Here is a 17,148-nt window from a genome sequence, read left to right on the forward strand (position 1 = left end):
GTCAGTCCTCGTTTTGTCCCGACTGCCCACGATAGAGCAGCGAGCCCTTATACTGGCTGACAGCGAAGCGGGCGATAACGCCGATTGCGGCGGCCATTGGTACGGCGACCAGCATACCGACAAAGCCGAAAGCCGCGCCGAATACGGACAGCGCGAGAATGAGCCAGACCGGGTGCAGCCCCACCGAATTTCCCACGAGCTTCGGGGTCAGGATGTTGCCTTCCACGACCTGGCCGACGACGAAGATGCCTGCAACCAATCCGATGGACACCCAGTCGCCCCAGAATTGAAACAGGGCGAGACCAATGGCGAGGGCGCCCCCGATCAGTGCGCCGAGATAGGGGATAAAGGTCACAAGTCCGGCCACGAACCCAACAACCAGGCCGAACTGCAGCCCGACAATCATCAGCGCAATCGCGTAGTAGGTGCCCAGGATCAGACAGACGGTGCCCATGCCCCGAATGAAAGAGGCCAGGGTTGCATCAATCTCGCGCGCCAGCATGCGGATGGTGTCGGCGTGATCACGCGGCAGCAGATCGTCGATGCGTGCGACCATCCGGTCCCAGTCCAGCAAAAGGTAGACGGAGACAACAGGCACGATCACCAACAGGACAACCACGTTGAGGATCGAGGCCACCGAGCTCAGCGCCGTGTTCAGAAGCTCTGCGCCGCGGCTCCGGATCGTCTCGCCCAGCGAGCTGATGGATTGCCGCAGGGTCGAGCTGGCATCCAGCAGGGACGGAAAGCGCTCGGTCAGAAAGGCGGTGATGCTCTTCGCGTAGTCCGGTGCGACGTTGAAGAGTTGAAGCGCCTGGTTCGTCAGCGTCGGGATGACCAGCAGCGCCATCAGCACGAAGATCAGGATCCCGACGACCGTGATCAGACCGGTGGCGGCGACGCGGCTCAAGCCCATCCTTTCAAGCCGGTCTGCAACCGGATCCAGGAAATAGGCAATTGCACCGCCCAGGACGAAGGGCAGGAGCACATGACCCATGGCCCAAAGCACCGCCATAAAAGCCGCCGTGGCGATCCCCCAATAGAGCAGCTGTTTCTGAATAGGCAGGGCCATGATGCGATCCGGTGTGACTCCTCAGGGTGACATCGCCCATGCGGGCGCGGCATTCAAGGGGGATCATCGCATTGCAGCGCGCACCATGCGCAAGAAAGCCCCCGCGTTTTGCGGGGGCTTTCGTGTTGCGACGTGGTGCGGCTCAGTGGCAGGCCGGGCGCGTGCCAGGCAGCAGCACCTTGTCCACCACGTGGATTACGCCGTTGTCCGCTTCAATGTTGGCAACGATCACATTGGCGCTCTCGCCCGTGCCGTCGGCAATAGATACCCCGTCAGCGCCCTTACTGATGCAGAGACGCTCCGAAGCCAGGACCGGCTTGAAGTAGTTAGACCCGCTTGGAATCATCTCGGCTGTCAGCTTGCGATCATCCACGTGATAGAGCAGCACGTTGGTCAGTTGATCCTTGTTTTCCGGTTGCAGCAGGGTCTCTACAGTGCCGTCTGGCAACGCGGCGAACGCGTCATTGACCGGTGCGTAAACGGTGAACGGGCCGGGGCCCTGCAGTGTTTCGACCAAACCGGCTGCCGAGACTGCTGCCACGAGGGTCGAGAAGCGCTCGTCACCCGAGGCGATCTCAACGATATCCGCGGCGTGTGCTACGGAGCCAAGTGTCAGAGCGGTGGCAGCAGCGCCTGCGATTTTGCGAAAATGTATCATGGGTCATACCTCCTTGAAGACCATCCATGTCCCTGCGACATACAAGGCCTACGGCTCCGGGTGAGCGGCAGATCAGCGTTCTCGCAGTCTTGTGATATTTGTGTAATATTTGCACACGTCTTAAATTGGAACATTCTTATGGCCTCCTGGCGTAGCTTTCCACGCGCCGCGACCGGCTGCTGGTTTCGCGATTGCGAGCCCCGGCGCTTTGGCCTAATCAGGGCAGAGCCGAGCTTTGAGAGGAACTCCCATGCGCCTGACCCGCTATTTTCTGCCTGTTCTGCGCGAAAACCCTGCGGAGGCGCAGATCGTCTCGCACCGGCTGATGCTCCGCGCGGGCATGATCAAACAGAATGCCGCAGGGATCTATTCGTGGCTCCCGCTTGGTTTCAAAGTGCTGCGCAAGCTCGAGAACATTGTGCATGAAGAGCAGGTGCGCGCCGGCCATATCCCCATGCTGATGCCGACGGTGCAGTCGGCGGATCTCTGGCGCGAGAGCGGGCGCTATGACGCCTATGGGGACGAGCTTTTGCGCATTCGCGATCGGCATGACCGCGACATGCTCTACGGCCCGACCAATGAGGAAATGATCACCGACATCTTCCGCAGTCATGTGAGCAGCTACAAGGATCTGCCGTTGACGCTCTATCACATCCAGTGGAAGTTCCGCGACGAAATGCGTCCGCGCTTCGGTGTGATGCGCGGCCGCGAATTCTTCATGAAGGACGGCTACAATTTCGATCTCACCAAGGAAGACGCGCTGCACGCCTACAACCGCCACCTGGTGACCTACCTGCGCACCTACGAGCGGATGGGTCTGCAAGCCATTCCGATGCGCGCAGACTCAGGGCCTATCGGCGGCGATGACACCCACGAATTCCTGGTTCTGGCCGATACCGGTGAATCCGAGGTATTCTACGACAGCGCCGTGACCGATCTGACCTTCGGCAACCGCGAGATCGACTATGACAGCGTGGAGCAATGCGCCGCGATCATGGAAGAATTCACGACCAAATATGCGCGCACCGATGAAACGCACGACCCGGCGCTGTTCGAACAGGTCCCGGAGGAGCGCAGGCGGACCGCACGCGGCATCGAAGTGGGGCAAATCTTCTACTTCGGCACCAAGTATTCTGCCGCAATGGGAGCCGCCGTGCAGGGCCCGGACGGCAAGCCCACGCCTGTGCACATGGGCAGTCACGGCATCGGGGTCAGCCGACTTGTTGGAGCGATCATCGAGGCGAGCCACGATGAGAAAGGCATTATCTGGCCCGAAGGGGTCACACCCTTCCATTGCGGGATCGTAAATCTCAAACAGGGCGATGCGCAGGCCGATGCAGCCTGCGACAGCCTTTACGCCAGTCTGCAGGCGCGGGGGCTCGAGCCGCTGTATGACGATCGAGATGAGCGTGCGGGAGGCAAATTCGCCACCATGGATCTGATCGGCCTGCCTTGGCGCATCACTGTGGGGCCGCGCGGTTTGAAGAACGGCGTGGTGGAACTGACCAGCCGCCGTACGGGCGAGAGCGAGGAGCTTTCTCCGGAGCAGGCGGTCAAGACCGTTTCCGACATCTACAGCGGGCATCGCAGTGACGCACATGTGGAGATGATGTCGACCCGGGCGTTTCACACCTACATCTGAAGCTTTGCTACCGGAGCCACCTCTGCTAACCTGCCGACGATGCCGCCGGGGGGTGAGCAGGAGCAGGACATGATCCTTCGTGCAATCACTCTGGCCGCCGGGCTAGCTGGTGCGTTCGGGGCGGCTCAATTCCCGGCCTATTCCCAGCAATACCTCCAACGTCTCGGCGGTGCGGTCGACGCGCTCTCCGAGGTCGTGGCGGATTTCGATGCGTCGGCCGCAGCAGAGGGTCTCAGCCGGGCGGAGGCGCTGGCACAGATGCGCGGCACCGACTTTGTCGATCGCCGAAGGGCGGATATGATCCGGACCTTTGACCGGCATGCGCGGCTGAGCGCCGATCTGGCGGTGCTGCAAGGGCAGGGGCCGTTCATGCGCGCCTATCACGCCGCACATCTGACCGATGCGGAGGTGGCTCGGCGCGCGTGGCAGACCTTTCAGCCATCCATTCCAGTGACAGTCGCCAGTGGAGCTTTTGCCGGGGTCGGCTTTGGCCTCGGCAGCCTACTCTGCGCACTCCTGCTGGCTGCTCTGCGCTGGCCGCTCCGGCGCCGGTCCCTGGTGGCTTGACCCCCCGCCGCCAAAGCATCAGGTTGCGCGCAATCACGATCTAAGGACTGACATGGCAACTTCAACCGCTCCTTTTGCGCCTTTTGAATGGATGATCGCCTGGCGCTATCTGCGCGCGCGCCGCGCCGAAGGGGGGGTGAGCGTGATGACTTGGATCAGCCTGATCGGTATCACGCTCGCCGTCTTTGCGCTGATCGCGACGCTGGCCGTGCGATCCGGGTTCCGCGCCGAATTCGTCGACACGATCCTGGGCGCGAATGCGCATGTGACGATCTATTCGCTCGGGCAGGTGACCGAGGCGGGGCAAATCGACCGGTCCATCAGTGACTATGACGCCCTGGCTGCACGATTGGCCGAGGTGCCGGGTGTCACGCGCGCGGCACCCTTGATCCGGGGGCAGGTGATGGCGGCCAGCCAGGGGCGGAATGCGGGTGTGGAGGTTTACGGCATCGCCCTCGAGGATCTGCAGACGCTCCCCCGTATTGCGGACCCGGAGACGGCGCGAGGAGACATCGCCAATTTCACCGACGGGATCGCCCTCGGCGCTGGTGTTGCCCGTGAACTCGGCGTCGGCGTGGGAGATACGATCCGGCTGATCTCGCCCGATGGCGTCAAGACGGCCTTCGGTACCTCGCCGCGCGTCAATGGGTATGAGATCACCTACATCTTCAGCGCGGGTCGGTATGACATCGACCGAACACGTGCGTACCTCCCATTCTCTGAGGCGCAATCTTTCTTCAACCGGGAGGGTATAGCGGATGAAGTTGAAGTGATGGTAGAAGAACCGGAGCGGGTCGATGACCTCTCGCCAGCATTGCTCGCCGCCGCGGGAGAGAGGGCTCAGGTGTGGACCTGGCGCGACGCCTCGGGCGGGTTTCTCCGTGCCCTCGAAGTGGAGGACAACGTGATGTTCGTGATCCTGTCGATTCTCGTGCTGATCGCCGCCATGAATATCGTTTCCGGCCTCATTATGCTGGTCAAGAACAAGGGTCGTGACATCGGTATTCTGCGCACCATGGGGCTGAGTCAGGGATCGGTGATGCGGGTGTTCTTCATCTGCGGCGCGTTCACCGGCCTGATTGGCACCCTCTTCGGCGTGATCCTCGGCTCGCTCTTCGCGCTCTACATCGACCCGATTTTCTCCTTTGTGAATGTTGTGATGGGCGGCGGTGTCTGGGACCCGTCGATCCGTGGCATCTATGCACTGCCGGCCGAGTTGCATCTGACGGATGTACTCTCTGCGGTGGCCCTGTCGCTGGGGCTGTCGTTTGTCGTCACCCTCTTTCCTGCCCGGCGCGCCGCGCGCATGAACCCGGTCGAGGCGCTGCGGTATGAGTGAACCGGTGCTCGAGCTCAGCGGCATCGAGAAGTCCTATAACCGGGATCTGCCCGGGGAGGTTGCCGTTCTGCGTGGCGTCGATCTGACCGTAGCGCGCAGCGAGGTCGTCGCCCTCGTGGCGCCCTCCGGGGCGGGCAAGTCGACCCTTTTGCATATTGCGGGGCTGCTCGATACCGCCGATAGCGGCATGGTGCGGATTTCCGGTCAGGACATGAGCGGCATGTCGGACAACCGACGGACAGCGGTGCGACGCGCACAGGTCGGGTTTGTCTACCAGTTCCACCACCTGTTGCCGGAATTCTCTGCGCTCGAGAACATCGTTCTGCCGCAACTGGTCAACGGGGCGTCCAGGAGTGCAGCTGACACGCGGGCGCAGGCGTTGCTGGAGCGCGTGGGCATTGCCGGGCGGGCATCTCACCGGCCCGCAGCGCTCTCGGGCGGGGAGCAGCAGCGCGTGGCCTTCTGTCGGGCGTTGGCCAACGCGCCGGAGTTGCTGCTGGCCGATGAGCCGACCGGAAATCTCGATCCCGGCACGTCGGACCAGGTGTTCGATGCCCTCATGGAACTGGTGCGAGGCACCGGGCTGTCGGCGTTGATCGCCACGCATAACATGGATCTGGCGGCGCGCATGGACCGGCAGATCCGGCTGGACGGCGGCCTGCTGGTGACGGCCTGACATCTCCCAGCAGAGCTTGACGGCTCCCGTGCCTTTCGACCAACTTGCCTGACGGGACAGTTGGGGATCCGAAATGAGCCATCAGACATTGGACGATATTGAAGCGCTGACCAAGAAGGCGCTAGTGGCTCATGGCGCGACGGTCTTTGCCGCGACCGAAGTGGCACGAGCGGTGCGGCAGGCCGAGGGGCGGGGCAACAAGATCTGCGGTCTCTATTACGTGGAAAGCTATTGTCTGCAGCTCCGGAGCGGGCGGGTGGTCGGCGATGCCAGTCCGGTTGTCACCACGCCGCGCCCCGCAACCGTCCATGTGGATGCAGGTTATGGGTTTGCACAGCCGGCTTTCGCGCTGGGGTTGGTACCGGCGCTGGACGCGGCACGGCAGTTCGGCACAGCGACCCTGGCGGTGGGGCACGCGCACACCTGCACGTCGTTGGGCTATTTCACCGAGCAGATCGCACGCGCTGGGTTCATCGGCGTCGGATTCACCAACGCCTCGCCCATCGTGGCCCCACCAGGCGGCAAAACCCGTGTGATCGGAACCAATCCGATTGCCTGTTCGGTGCCCGATGGGGCCGGCGATATCGCGATGCAGTTCGACCAGTCCACGACCACTGTGGCTCTGGGCAAGATTGCCATGGCGCAGGCTGCCGGGCAGCAGATTCCGCTAGGCTGGGCTCTCGACGAGACCGGTGCGCCGACCACTGATCCGGAGGCGGCGCTCAAAGGGTCGCTGGTCTCGATGGGAGGCTACAAAGGGTGGGGTTTCGGCCTGATGGCCGAGATCCTCGCCGCGGGGATGAGCGGCTCTGTCTTGTCCCGCGATGTCAAGCCGCTGAAAGCACCGACCGGGCCGCATCACGACCTTGGACAGTTCTATATACTGATCGATCCTGGGACCTCGCCCGGGTTTGCCGCGCGGGTCGCGGCGCTGGCCGAGGCTGTGGGTCTGGACGAGGGGGCGCGCATGCCGGGGCAGCGGCTGGAGATGGCGGATCCGGTGCATGTCGGCGCGCCGGTTTGGGCACGATTGCTGGAGCTGGCCAACGGCCCCTAGACCTTCTGCGTGACAAAAACGCCTGCCGCCATGAGTGCTATTCCAAGCGCGCGCGTGGCATCGACCGGCACCACACGGGCGCCGAAAAGCCCGAAATGATCGATCAGAGCCGTACTGATCAGCTGTCCAAGCAGCACGAAAAATACAGCGTTTCCAACGCCAAAGACCGGTGCGACATAGGTGATCGACAGCACGTAGAAGGCGATCAGCACCCCGGCGAGAAAGAGGTGGCGCGGCGCGATCGTGATTTTGGCAAGCGCCTGTGGTCCGGTGAGAACCATGACCGTGGCCGAGGTCGCCAAGGCGATGGCGAAGAGTACGGTTGCCGCCGCTGCCGGAGAGCCGATGCGCACGCCGAGCGCTGCGTTGAGGGCCGCCAGCACCGGGATGCCGATCCCCGCGACCAACATGATCAAGGCGTAAGGGGCCATTCATACATCTCCTTTAGTCTGCAGCTATTGACGGTGACCATGGCGGCGCGATGCGGTAGCGGCAAGCCTGATTGTTGACGCTGAGGACAGAAAGGAGCTCGGGCCATGCGGCGCGCGGTGATGACATCACTGGTGATGTTGGGGCTGATTGCCTGCGGGCGCGACGCGCCTGAAAGCGGCGCTGCTCTCTACGCGGCCAATTGTGCGGTCTGCCATGGTGCAGACGCCCGAGGCGGCGGGGGTGGCGGGGTCGAGGGGCTGAGCAAGACCCCACCGGATCTGACACGCCTAGCAGCAGGCAACGGCGGTGTCTTCCCGACAGAGCGGGTTCTGGCAGCGCTGCAGGGCTATGGGCAAGATGGGCAGCACTGGCCTCGGATGGCAGGCATGCGGGCACTGCAGAGTGAGGGGCGGGATCGTCTGCGCATCGGTGGAACCCGGGTGAGAACGACCGAGCCGATCGCGGAATTGCTGCGCTATCTGGACAGCGTCCAGGCGCCCTGATCAGCGGCAGATCCCTTCAATGTCGACGCCGTCCCACGGCAGGCCGACTGCATAGGCGCGGGCGTCTGGCAGAGGCGCGACGGGCATGGCCTGTGAGATCAAGGCGTGCAGGCGCTCCGTCCGGGGGGCTGTAGGATCGAGTGCGCGGCAGCAGACGAACTCTTCCATGATCGCGCCCTGCTGCTCGAACCCGAAGTCGCTGAACTGGGGATTTGCATTAAGATCAAACAGATAGGGGTCACCAGCGCCGCCGTGTTCGAAGGCCGCACGCAGGGGGGTGTAGCCGGTTTCGCGGCGGTTCTGCCATTGCCAGACATGCACCATCTCATGGGCGAAGAGCATGGCGGCGACCAGGCCGATTTGATCAGGATATTCAGGCAGATAGTCGTCGAGATACCAGTCTTTGTCGAAGAGGATGCGGTTCCAGAGCGCCATGGCGGCGGGTTTGGAGGTGATGATCTCATCGGTGGGCGGCGGCAGGATACGCTCGCGGCAGGTGGTGCGCGGGCGCGGCTCGCGGCGGAAGGTGACCGCACGGGTGGGCGCGCCATCGACCAGGCGCACCTTCGAGACGTCCACTGTGTCGCCGTGTATCGTGCGGGCGAAGGCCACCTCGTTCGGGGTGAGCGGACGCCCGCAGGCGGTGAGGATCAGCAGCAGGATGAAGGCAAATCTCATGTCTTCAGTGGGCCTGAAAAAGACTGTCCGATCAAGCCTCTGCGTGGGTTCTGCAAAGAAAAGTGAGCGGGTCGGAGTGTTACAGATCTGTCCCGGGACGGTGATCGGGCGTGACCAAGATGGGGCTTTTTGTGTCACCATGTCACACCCATCTGAGGCTCAGACCGCGGGGCCAGACCGGCTTTGCGGCACGCACCGCAGCCCCGCGGGGGCTGCCTGGAAAGGAGAGCCAAATTGGCAAAAGTTATCGTTCCGACCGTCCTTGGATTTGTCTCGCTGATGGGGGTCTGGGTCGTCTACGGATCGATCCACACGGTTGTGATCTGATCCCTACATCTGCGCACGCGCAACGGGCGGGGCACCTTCAGGGGTCCCGCTCCGGGATTGCGCCTCTTTTCTTTGTTTTTATGGAAAAACCCACGTCGGTATTGCGTCGGTATCACGTCGGTATTCTGTCGGTGCGCAGGTCGGTTTCCTCCGCGCATCGACCGATTTTTAACCCGGTGGCAAGCCAGGTTAAGCGCGTGTGAGCGGTGCGGCCTTTGCGGCTTGCCGTCTTGACCGACCGCGCGAATTGTCCATGCTGACCCCATTTGAAGGGGGAGTAATTCATGACATTTCGGGTTCTGGGCTATGCCGCGGCGCTGATGCTGATGGGGAGCGCGGCGTTGGCGCAAGGGGAGGCCGTCGGCATAAAGGGAGAGCGGCTGCTCTTCTGTCCGACCGCCGGTGCGCTGAGCACAGTGGCGGCGAATTTCACGGTGCAGGAACTGGCCAGCGGGCGGATGACGGCGCAGAAGGTCAAGGCGGTCATGCCGGGTTGCGGTGTGAGCACGGAGTTGGCGCTTCTGGGCAAACGCAAGCTGGACCGCAAGCGTGTGACCAGCAAGGACGGTCAGCCGATGTTCGTCGTGCGGGGCGTGGGTGGCCGCCGGATTATCATCATCAAGTGAGGGTGAGCGGCGTCTGGGACGCGCTCCGGAGGAGCGCTTCAGCTGTGAACGCCCGACTCCGCAAAAGCAGCGCTTTCGCTCTGTCAGGTGACGGTCATGCGGGGCATGACCTGAGGCGGAGCCCCGGACGTGGCGCAACAAAGACACTTCGAAACGGTTGATCAGGGACGACTCCGCAGATGCTGCGCATCCGCTCTGTCGCCCGACGCAGGCGATACGCGCCTACTGGGCCGTGCCCGACCTCGGGCCGGAGGCTGTCTTGCAAAAGGTCCGGGGGACCTTTTGAAGCCGGAGGGGGGCGTGAGCCCCGGGGTGCACGTATGTGCGCCCTCCCCGTGGGGGAGGTCGGTCGCGGCCCGAGGCGGGGCCTCGGGCTTTGGAGCTACTTGTTTCCTCCGAGAGTCATCCAGCGACTAGTCAACTGATCTATTTTCTGAAAAAGTTCACCAATCCGTTCCTGACTGGCATCCATTTCTTGATTTAGGCTTCTGATCTCTTCCACCGCCTCACTGCCAGCTGACCTAATCTCTCTTCTCTCCAACCGGCGAATTGCCCGAGATGCCTGCACCAAGTCTCGCAGTTTCGTGTGTATTTCTAATGAGAATAGATACTTGGCTTCATCTAGGCGCTGCATAACCTCGAACTCGTTTTGCCTTTGTTCTCTCTCTTCGGCTAAGCCTGCTTGTTGTGCTACTCTTTTGGCAAAAGAGATGATCGCGTACCTACGGTCGAATAGCTTCTCGTCTAGGGATGATTTGGCTAGCTTCCATTGCATGTAAGCAATGTAGGCGACCGCAACGCCGATGATGATTGGCCCAAGCGCCCTTACGTACTCGATCCAGTGTGGATCCGTCCCAGCACTACACATCCAACTCCTCCACGAACTTCGCGTTTTCCTGAATATACTGGAACCGCAGTTCAGGCTTCTTTCCCATGAGGCGCTCGACGAGGTCTCCGGTTTCGCCCGGCATGTCTTCGTCGATGCTCACGCGGATGAGCTTGCGGGTTTTGGGGTCCATGGTGGTCTCTTTGAGGTCCTTGGCGTCCATCTCGCCGAGACCCTTGAAGCGGCTCACGTCGATCTTGCCTTTGCCACCCAGGCCTTTTTCGAGCCACATGTCCTTTTCACCCTCGTCGAGGCAGTAGACACGCTTGGCGCCTTGGGTCAGGCGGAAGAGGGGCGGGCAGGCGAGGTAGAGATGCCCGGCGTCGATGAGCGGGCGCATCTGGGTGAAGAAGAAGGTCATCAGCAGGGCGGCGATGTGGGCGCCGTCGACGTCGGCGTCGGTCATGATGATGATCTTGTCATAGCGCAGGTCGTCGAGGTTGAACTTGGTGCCCATGCCGACGCCAAGCGCTTCGCAGAGGTCGTTGATCTCGGCGTTGGAGCCGAGCTTGCTGGAGGCCGCGCCGAGCACGTTGAGGATCTTGCCCTTGAGCGGCAGCAGGGCCTGGGTTTCGCGGTTGCGCGCGCCCTTGCCGGAGCCGCCCGCGCTGTCGCCCTCGACGATGAAAAGCTCGGTGCCCGCGCGGTCTTTGGACGTGCAATCGGTGAGCTTGCCGGGCAGGCGGAGCTTCTTCGTCGCGGATTTTCGGGCCGTTTCCTTTTCCTGCCGACGGCGCAGGCGTTCTTCGGCGCGCAGCACGAGGAAGCCGAGGATGGCGCCTGCGGATTTTGTGTCGGCGGCGAGCCAGTTGTCGAAGTGGTCGCGCACGGCGCCTTCGGTCATCTTTTGCGCAGCCTCGGTGGAGAGGCGGTCCTTGGTCTGGCCGACGAAGGCCGGGTCGGCGATGAAGCAGGAGACCAGCGCGCAGCCGCCGGAGATGAGGTCTTCGCGGGTGATTTGCGCGGCCTTGCGGTTGTTCGAGAGTTCTCCGTAGGCCTTGATGCCCTTGAGGATCGCGGCCCAGAAGCCCGCCACATGGGTGCCGCCTTCGGGTGTGGGCACGGTGTTGCAGTAGGACTGGATGAAACCGTCGCGGGAGGGGGTCCAGTTGATCGCCCATTCCACCTTGCCCGCCTGACCGAATTTTTCCTTGAAATCGACGGTGCCTGCGAAGGGTTTGTCGGCGTAGGTGGTTGATATCCCTAGAGTTTCGGAGAGGTAGTCGGAGAGGCCGCCGGGGAAGTGGAAGGTGGCTTCCCGCGGGGTTTCACCGTCGTCGATGGCCGATTTCCAGCGGATTTCGACGCCGGAGAAGAGGTAGGCCTTGGAGCGGATGGAGGCGAAGAGGCGGGCGGGTTTGAAGCGGTGGGAGCCGAAGATCTCCGGATCGGCGTGGAAGGTCACGGTGGTGCCGCGGCGGTTGGGGGCGGCGCCGATCTGTTCGATGGGGCCAAGGGGCAGGCCGCGGGAGAAGCGTTGCTCGTAGAGCTGGCGGTCGCGGGCGACCTGCACGACCATACTGTCGCTGAGCGCGTTCACCACGGAGGCGCCGACACCGTGCAGACCGCCGGAGGTCTCATAGGCCTTGCCGGAGAACTTGCCGCCCGCGTGCAGGGTGCAGAGGATGACTTCGAGGGCAGATTTGTCGGGGAACTTGGGGTGCGGGTCGATGGGGATGCCGCGGCCGTTGTCGCGGATGGTGACGGCGTGGTCCTCGTGCAACTCGACCTCGATGCGGGTGGCGTGGCCCGCGACGGCCTCGTCCATGGAATTGTCGAGCACCTCGGCCACCAGATGGTGCAGCGCGCGCTCGTCGGTGCCGCCGATGTACATGCCGGGGCGCTTGCGCACGGGCTCCAGCCCTTCGAGCACCTCGATGGAGGAGGCGTCATAGTCGGGCGCACTGGCGCTGGACAGCAGATCGTTGGGCATGGGCTCGAACCTCGTTTCTTGATTGTGCGCGAGTATGGCAGAGGCGCAGGCGGGGGGGAAGATGCCGCCGCGGGCCGAGGTGCGGGACATGCGCACCTGATTCGAGATCGAGGCGCTGTCTGCGGGGGGCTGTCGGTCTTCCCGTATGGCGCGCGGAATTTTCTACTATTGCGAGAAAATGGCGTCATATCAGACATTTGCCTTTGTGGGCGTCCGAAGCTGTGGCAGTTTTTCGCCACGGAAAACAGGAAAAGAAATTTTTTGACAGGGTGGTGCGCGGTTTTTCGATCCAGGGACCAGGAGCGCGTGTTCATTCAAGAACGAGGAAACGTGAGATGAGTTTGGATTTCATTAAAGGGGGGGTCGCTGCCGCGATGCTGTCCGCGGCTGCGCTGCTCGGCGCGGATGCGGAAGCGGCCACGATGTATGAAGGCGTCTATGACGCAACGAGTGTGACGACGGGAGGTAATGATCATACGGTCTGGCTGCCGGGTCTGTTCAGCGGTGTGAACGCCTATTGGCAGTTCGTCGACGGGCCGGGCCGGTTCGAAGTCACCGCAGGCAATGCGACGGCGCATCTGACCGGGACGATCCAGAACAACGTGGTGTCCAACTACCAAATGGAAGTGGACGTGAATTACGCGTTGCGCACCCCAAACGTTCCGGGGGACGACACCAAGACAGGTGGCGGCAGCTATGACGGCACCTGGTCGTTCTACGACATCACCTCGGCCACGCTCACCGGGATCGGAGATTTGGCCGGCATGGTGCTGAGCCTGACGGCGTTCCCAGACCCGCTGGTCGAGGATATCCCGTTCCAGCTGGGTGACGGCGCGAACGACAAGAACTCCGGTCTGGGCGGCGCAGGCTGGTTCACCTGGGTGGCCGAAGTGAGCCCGGGCTATACCGGTCCCACGCCCTCCAACTCCAGCGGGAAGCAGCACGGCGACATCAATATCAACCTGACACCCGTGCCGCTGCCTGCGGCGAGCCTTCTGCTGCTGGCGGGTCTTGGCGGCCTCGGCACGCTGCGGCTGCGTCAGAAAAAGAGCTGATCCAGGGGCCTTTCGGCCCCGGCTGACGGTGTCGGACCCGCCTTGAAGAAGGCGGGTCCTTTCATTTTTGCTTGGCAACCGTGCGCGGATCGGGCGATCTGGCAGCGATGTCGACCTGCGGAGCACACCATGAGCTGGATCACCACTGTCCCCTTCGAGAGCGCCACCGGCAAGCTGCGCAGGCTCTATGAGCGCATCGCGGGCCCGGGGGACAATGTGGACAACATCATGATGGCGCACAGCCTGCGGCCGCACACGATGGAAGGGCATATGGCCCTCTACAAACACGTGCTGCACCATTCGGGCAATACGGTGCCGAAGTGGGTTCTGGAGCTGCTCGGCGTCTGGGTGTCGCATCTGAACGGCTGCGCCTATTGCGAGGATCACCATTTTGCGGGCATGGCGCGGCTGTTGGGCGATCCGGCGCAGGCCGAGGCGATCCGCGCGGCGATGCGGGCGGGCGATCCGGGCGCGGTGCCGGTCGCACCCGACCAGCAGGCCGCGCTGCGCTATGCGCAGAAGCTGACGCACGCCCCGGCGGACATGGTCGAGGCGGATGTGGCGGCCCTGCGCGCCGCGGGGTTCGACGACGGGCAGATCCTCGAGATCAATCAGGTGGTGAGCTATTTCGCCTATGCCAACCGCACCGTGCTGGGCTTGGGCTGTTCGACCGAGGGTGACATTATCGGGCTGTCTCCGGGAAACTCGGAGGATCCCGACGACTGGAGCCACCGCTAGCGTCAAAGCATGGTCTCTCTTCACCCGGTGAAGGGGCGCGGGCGCGGTTACTCGCCTTTCAGCAGGGTCTCGAAGCGCAGGCCTTCGGCGGTGCGGGCGGCAAAGCCCTTCCAATAGGTGTGGTCTTCGGTCGGCTGGGCATCCTCATCCAGCGCGATGATCCCGTCGCCGGAGTTGGGCACAAGCTCCAGATAGGCGCGTTTGTCGAGATCGCCCTTCAGATGCAGATCGAAAAACGCGGTGGCGAAGTGCTGCGCGATGTTGTTCATGCGCGTGGTGTCCCAGACCGGGTCGGAATAATGCTCGAAGGGGACGAAATCGAGCTCTTCGACGGGGATCCAGGATTCCTGCGGCGCGGGGATCGGAGCGGCGGCGTTGTGATTGGCGTTCTCGAAGGTCAGCAGGTGCCGGTCGGCGCCGGCGGCTTCCTCGAAGATGGTGCGGATGGTGGCATAGACCGAGACATCGTCGGAGCTGCCGGCCATCAGCATCGTGGGCACGCGCAGCCCGGCGAGGCCATTGGCGTCCCAGAACCCGGCGTTGCGCCCCCAGGGGCCGATGGCGACGATTGCCTTGACGCGGGGATCGACCAGCGCCTCGTGGCTCTCCGAGCCGGCCACATGGCGTTCGAGCAGCCCGTTGGGCGTGCCCCAGCTGTATTCGGTCGCGGCCAGCGTCACGCCTGCGCCACCGAAGATCAGGGCGCCGTAGCCGCCCATGGAATAGCCGATCACCCCCACGGTCGAGGCGTCGATGATCGCGCCGAGATCGCCATCGAGCGCGGCCATCTGATCGAGCACGAAGCGTTGATCGACGGGCCGGTGATAGAGCGTGGAGCCGAAGGCGGCCTGGTCGGAATAGGTGCTGTCGGTGTGGTCGATGGAGACGGTCACAAACCCCTTGGAGGCCAGGTTCTCGCCCAGGTGGGACATCAGGAACCGGTTGCCGGGATAGCCGTGGCTGATCAGCACCAGCGGGTAGGTCTCGCCGGTGGCGGGGGCGGCGTCTCGCGTGGCGCGGCCGGTCAGCGTGACCTCGGTCTTGCCGTCGCGCAGGATGGCCTGATAGCTGCCGCCCTGCGCTGTGCCGTCGGCGGCGGGGTACCAGATTTCCGCTGTCAGTGGGCGGTCGTAGAGGGGCGCTTCGTCGCCCTCTATGCGCAGGATGTCGATCTGGCCCGGATGGACGAATTCCAGCGTACGCACCCCGATGGAGCGCGATCCGAAGGGGGCCAGTTCGGGGGCGTCGGGTCGTATCTGGTCAATTGGATTCGCCAGCGCCGGCGCAGCCAGAATTGCTGCCACAGCCGCAAGCGGTCGTTTGAACGCCATCATCTACTCCTGCGGGCCTCGTCCGGCCCGCGCGGACAGATTGACAGCTTCCTGCTGTAATTCAAGAACTTGAGTGCGATTTTTTGTGTCGATTTGGCGCTTTTTTCGCGTCCGGCCAGGCTGCCATAAGGCTGCAACCGATCCGGTACGCCTGTTTTTATGGGTCCCGTATAACGAGAAACCTTTCACCCGGCGCGCGGTCGGCGTAAGGCAGGGACATGCAGAAAGTGATGACATACCCCGAGCATGGCCGCGCGATTCTGGTGCTCGGCCTGCCGCTGATCGGCGGGCATCTGGCGCAGACGGCCATCGGTGTGACCGATACCGTCATGCTGGGCTGGTATGGGGTCGAGGCGCTGGCGGCGGTGACGCTGGGCTCGACGGCGTTCTTTGTGCTCTTCATCTTCGGGTCGGGGTTTGCCTGGGCGGTGATGCCGATGGTGGCCTCCTTCGATGCGGAGGGGGACGAGGTGGGCCTGCGCCGGGCGACGCGCATGGGGTTGTGGCTGAGCACGGGGTTTGCGCTTGTGGCGCTGCCGCCGCTGATCTGGTCGGAGCCCATTCTGCGGGCGCTGGGGCAGGGCGACGCGCTTGCGGCGGATGCGGGCGCGTATCTGCGGGTGGCGGGCTTCGGCATTCTGCCGGCGCTTCTGGTGATGGTGTTGAAATCCTACCTCGCCGCGCTGGAGCGCACGCAGGTGGTGCTGTGGATCACTGTGCTGAGTGCCGTGGTCAACGCGGTGGTCAATTATGCGCTGATCTTCGGCAACTGGGGCGCGCCCGAGCTGGGCATCACCGGGGCGGCGCTGGCCTCGGTGGCGACCCATACGGTGGCGCTGGTGGGGATCGTGATCTACGCGCGCCGGGTGCTGCCGGAGCATGCGCTCTTCCAGCGGCTGTGGCGGGTGGATTGGCAGATGCTGGCGCGGGTGTTCCGGTTGGGGCTGCCCATCGGGGTGACGGCCCTGAGCGAGGTGGGGCTGTTCGCGGCCTCGGCGATGATGATGGGGTGGCTGGGCACGGTGCCGCTGGCGGCACATGGCATCGCGCTGCAGCTCGCCTCCATCACCTTCATGGTGCATATGGGGCTGAGCAATGTGGCGACGATCCGGGCGGGCAACGCCTATGGGCGCCACGATCCGCCGCATATGAAGAAGGGCGCCTTTGTCGTGACGGTGATGTCGCTGATGATGGCGGCGGCCACAATTGCAGTGTTCCTGCTGCTGCCGGAGCCGCTGATCTCGCTCTTCATGCAGGAGAATGAGCCCCAGCGGGTGCAGATCCTGGCGATCGGGACCGGCTTGCTGGCGATGGCGGCGCTGTTCCAGCTGGTGGATGGCGCGCAGGTGATCGCGCTGGGGCTGTTGCGCGGCGTGCAGGACACACGCGTGCCGATGGTATTCGCCGCCCTCAGTTACTGGGCGATTGGCGTGCCCTGCTCCTACCTCTTCGGGTTCGTGCTGGGCTTGGAGGGTATCGGTGTGTGGCTGGGGCTGGTCGTCGGGCTGGGACTGGCCGCGGTGCTGCTGTCGGCGCGCTTTTGGGGCGTGGCGCTGCGGCGCCTGACGGCAGCGGATGGCGTCGCCGCATAACCGGCTGTGCCACGTGCTTCATGTTTTGGTTTAATAGCG

General features: G+C 63.4%; 17 protein-coding genes. 10 read left to right on the top strand and 7 right to left on the bottom strand.

Annotated elements, in window-relative coordinates; translation table 11 throughout:
- Position 1: 1 nt before the first annotated feature.
- Together Q1A71_RS17825 and Q1A71_RS17830 are read right to left on the bottom strand one after the other, a co-directional pair.
- A complete protein-coding gene (locus tag Q1A71_RS17825) occupies positions 2-1,069 on the bottom strand; it encodes an AI-2E family transporter (RefSeq protein WP_299679494.1) in 1,068 nt (355 codons plus the stop codon).
- Positions 1,070-1,211: 142 nt separating this feature from the next.
- On the bottom strand, positions 1,212-1,727 hold the full coding sequence (locus Q1A71_RS17830) for a fasciclin domain-containing protein (RefSeq protein ID WP_299679497.1): 516 nt from the start codon (positions 1,725-1,727) through the stop codon (positions 1,212-1,214).
- 250 nt (positions 1,728-1,977) lie between these two features.
- Here Q1A71_RS17830 and proS point away from each other — a divergent pair, with 250 nt between their 5' ends.
- The 5 genes from proS (at position 1,978) to Q1A71_RS17855 (ending at position 7,008) form a co-directional block, all read left to right on the top strand.
- On the top strand, positions 1,978-3,369 hold the full coding sequence (gene proS / locus Q1A71_RS17835; RefSeq protein WP_299679500.1) for a proline--tRNA ligase: 1,392 nt from the start codon (positions 1,978-1,980) through the stop codon (positions 3,367-3,369).
- Positions 3,370-3,438: 69 nt separating this feature from the next.
- Positions 3,439-3,936: a DUF2937 family protein gene (locus Q1A71_RS17840; RefSeq protein WP_299679503.1), complete on the top strand. Its 498-nt coding sequence runs from the start codon at positions 3,439-3,441 to the stop codon at positions 3,934-3,936.
- Positions 3,937-3,988: 52 nt separating this feature from the next.
- Positions 3,989-5,275: a lipoprotein-releasing ABC transporter permease subunit gene (locus Q1A71_RS17845; RefSeq protein ID WP_299679506.1), complete on the top strand. Its 1,287-nt coding sequence runs from the start codon at positions 3,989-3,991 to the stop codon at positions 5,273-5,275.
- Positions 5,268-5,951 carry an ABC transporter ATP-binding protein gene (locus tag Q1A71_RS17850; protein WP_299679509.1) on the top strand — a complete coding sequence of 228 codons (684 nt, stop codon included), beginning with the start codon at positions 5,268-5,270 and terminating at the stop codon, positions 5,949-5,951. The genes Q1A71_RS17845 and Q1A71_RS17850 overlap by 8 nt, the downstream gene beginning before the upstream one ends.
- 73 nt (positions 5,952-6,024) lie before the next feature.
- On the top strand, positions 6,025-7,008 hold the full coding sequence (locus tag Q1A71_RS17855; RefSeq protein WP_299679512.1) for an Ldh family oxidoreductase: 984 nt from the start codon (positions 6,025-6,027) through the stop codon (positions 7,006-7,008).
- On the opposite strand, the gene Q1A71_RS17860 is transcribed toward Q1A71_RS17855, so the two are convergent.
- Positions 7,005-7,439, bottom strand: coding sequence for a DMT family transporter (locus tag Q1A71_RS17860; protein ID WP_299679515.1), 435 nt, complete (start codon positions 7,437-7,439; stop codon positions 7,005-7,007). The genes Q1A71_RS17855 and Q1A71_RS17860 overlap by 4 nt on opposite strands.
- A 105-nt stretch (positions 7,440-7,544) precedes the next feature.
- On the opposite strand from Q1A71_RS17860, the gene Q1A71_RS17865 reads away from it, so the two are divergent.
- Positions 7,545-7,943 (top strand): cytochrome c, encoded by a 399-nt coding sequence (locus tag Q1A71_RS17865; protein ID WP_299679518.1) that lies wholly within the window; start codon positions 7,545-7,547, stop codon positions 7,941-7,943.
- On the opposite strand, the gene Q1A71_RS17870 is transcribed toward Q1A71_RS17865, so the two are convergent.
- The gene (locus Q1A71_RS17870; protein ID WP_299679521.1) at positions 7,944-8,621 is read right to left on the bottom strand and encodes a hypothetical protein; all 678 of its coding nucleotides are present in this window, start codon (positions 8,619-8,621) and stop codon (positions 7,944-7,946) included.
- 611 nt (positions 8,622-9,232) lie between these two features.
- Here Q1A71_RS17870 and Q1A71_RS17875 point away from each other — a divergent pair.
- The gene (locus Q1A71_RS17875; RefSeq protein ID WP_299679524.1) at positions 9,233-9,574 is read left to right on the top strand and encodes a hypothetical protein; all 342 of its coding nucleotides are present in this window, start codon (positions 9,233-9,235) and stop codon (positions 9,572-9,574) included.
- A 382-nt stretch (positions 9,575-9,956) separates the two neighbouring features.
- On the opposite strand, the gene Q1A71_RS17880 is transcribed toward Q1A71_RS17875, so the two are convergent.
- Together Q1A71_RS17880 and parE are read right to left on the bottom strand one after the other, a co-directional pair.
- Positions 9,957-10,442 (bottom strand): hypothetical protein, encoded by a 486-nt coding sequence (locus tag Q1A71_RS17880; protein WP_299679527.1) that lies wholly within the window; start codon positions 10,440-10,442, stop codon positions 9,957-9,959.
- Complete coding sequence (gene parE, locus Q1A71_RS17885) at positions 10,435-12,393, bottom strand: DNA topoisomerase IV subunit B (RefSeq protein WP_299679529.1); 1,959 nt, start codon at positions 12,391-12,393, stop codon at positions 10,435-10,437. The genes Q1A71_RS17880 and parE overlap by 8 nt, the downstream gene beginning before the upstream one ends.
- Before the next feature lie 335 nt (positions 12,394-12,728).
- Here parE and Q1A71_RS17890 point away from each other — a divergent pair, with 335 nt between their 5' ends.
- Both Q1A71_RS17890 and Q1A71_RS17895 read left to right on the top strand, forming a co-directional pair.
- Positions 12,729-13,448: a VPLPA-CTERM sorting domain-containing protein gene (locus tag Q1A71_RS17890; protein ID WP_299679532.1), complete on the top strand. Its 720-nt coding sequence runs from the start codon at positions 12,729-12,731 to the stop codon at positions 13,446-13,448.
- Positions 13,449-13,577: 129 nt separating this feature from the next.
- Positions 13,578-14,186 (top strand): peroxidase-related enzyme, encoded by a 609-nt coding sequence (locus Q1A71_RS17895; protein ID WP_299679534.1) that lies wholly within the window; start codon positions 13,578-13,580, stop codon positions 14,184-14,186.
- 47 nt (positions 14,187-14,233) lie between these two features.
- Here the strand turns inward: Q1A71_RS17895 and Q1A71_RS17900 are convergent, their stop codons facing one another.
- Positions 14,234-15,517 carry a dienelactone hydrolase gene (locus tag Q1A71_RS17900; RefSeq protein WP_299679537.1) on the bottom strand — a complete coding sequence of 428 codons (1,284 nt, stop codon included), beginning with the start codon at positions 15,515-15,517 and terminating at the stop codon, positions 14,234-14,236.
- Positions 15,518-15,735: 218 nt separating this feature from the next.
- Here Q1A71_RS17900 and Q1A71_RS17905 point away from each other — a divergent pair, with 218 nt between their 5' ends.
- Positions 15,736-17,109: an MATE family efflux transporter gene (locus tag Q1A71_RS17905; protein WP_299679540.1), complete on the top strand. Its 1,374-nt coding sequence runs from the start codon at positions 15,736-15,738 to the stop codon at positions 17,107-17,109.
- The last annotated feature ends 39 nt before the right edge of the window (positions 17,110-17,148 follow it).

The organism is uncultured Roseobacter sp., assembly GCF_947493125.1.
GTDB lineage: Bacteria > Pseudomonadota > Alphaproteobacteria > Rhodobacterales > Rhodobacteraceae > Roseobacter.

What these genes read in the sequence shown, in the direction of transcription:
- Q1A71_RS17825 (WP_299679494.1), bottom strand. Translation starts at nt 1,069, where the DNA reads ATGGCCCTGCCTATTCAGAAACAGCTGCTCTATTGGGGGATCGCCACG.
- Q1A71_RS17830 (WP_299679497.1), bottom strand. Translation starts at nt 1,727, where the DNA reads ATGATACATTTTCGCAAAATCGCAGGCGCTGCTGCCACCGCTCTGACA.
- proS (WP_299679500.1), top strand. Translation starts at nt 1,978, where the DNA reads ATGCGCCTGACCCGCTATTTTCTGCCTGTTCTGCGCGAAAACCCTGCG.
- Q1A71_RS17840 (WP_299679503.1), top strand. Translation starts at nt 3,439, where the DNA reads ATGATCCTTCGTGCAATCACTCTGGCCGCCGGGCTAGCTGGTGCGTTC.
- Q1A71_RS17845 (WP_299679506.1), top strand. Translation starts at nt 3,989, where the DNA reads ATGGCAACTTCAACCGCTCCTTTTGCGCCTTTTGAATGGATGATCGCC.
- Q1A71_RS17850 (WP_299679509.1), top strand. Translation starts at nt 5,268, where the DNA reads ATGAGTGAACCGGTGCTCGAGCTCAGCGGCATCGAGAAGTCCTATAAC.
- Q1A71_RS17855 (WP_299679512.1), top strand. Translation starts at nt 6,025, where the DNA reads ATGAGCCATCAGACATTGGACGATATTGAAGCGCTGACCAAGAAGGCG.
- Q1A71_RS17860 (WP_299679515.1), bottom strand. Translation starts at nt 7,439, where the DNA reads ATGGCCCCTTACGCCTTGATCATGTTGGTCGCGGGGATCGGCATCCCG.
- Q1A71_RS17865 (WP_299679518.1), top strand. Translation starts at nt 7,545, where the DNA reads ATGCGGCGCGCGGTGATGACATCACTGGTGATGTTGGGGCTGATTGCC.
- Q1A71_RS17870 (WP_299679521.1), bottom strand. Translation starts at nt 8,621, where the DNA reads ATGAGATTTGCCTTCATCCTGCTGCTGATCCTCACCGCCTGCGGGCGT.
- Q1A71_RS17875 (WP_299679524.1), top strand. Translation starts at nt 9,233, where the DNA reads ATGACATTTCGGGTTCTGGGCTATGCCGCGGCGCTGATGCTGATGGGG.
- Q1A71_RS17880 (WP_299679527.1), bottom strand. Translation starts at nt 10,442, where the DNA reads ATGTGTAGTGCTGGGACGGATCCACACTGGATCGAGTACGTAAGGGCG.
- parE (WP_299679529.1), bottom strand. Translation starts at nt 12,393, where the DNA reads ATGCCCAACGATCTGCTGTCCAGCGCCAGTGCGCCCGACTATGACGCC.
- Q1A71_RS17890 (WP_299679532.1), top strand. Translation starts at nt 12,729, where the DNA reads ATGAGTTTGGATTTCATTAAAGGGGGGGTCGCTGCCGCGATGCTGTCC.
- Q1A71_RS17895 (WP_299679534.1), top strand. Translation starts at nt 13,578, where the DNA reads ATGAGCTGGATCACCACTGTCCCCTTCGAGAGCGCCACCGGCAAGCTG.
- Q1A71_RS17900 (WP_299679537.1), bottom strand. Translation starts at nt 15,517, where the DNA reads ATGGCGTTCAAACGACCGCTTGCGGCTGTGGCAGCAATTCTGGCTGCG.
- Q1A71_RS17905 (WP_299679540.1), top strand. Translation starts at nt 15,736, where the DNA reads ATGCAGAAAGTGATGACATACCCCGAGCATGGCCGCGCGATTCTGGTG.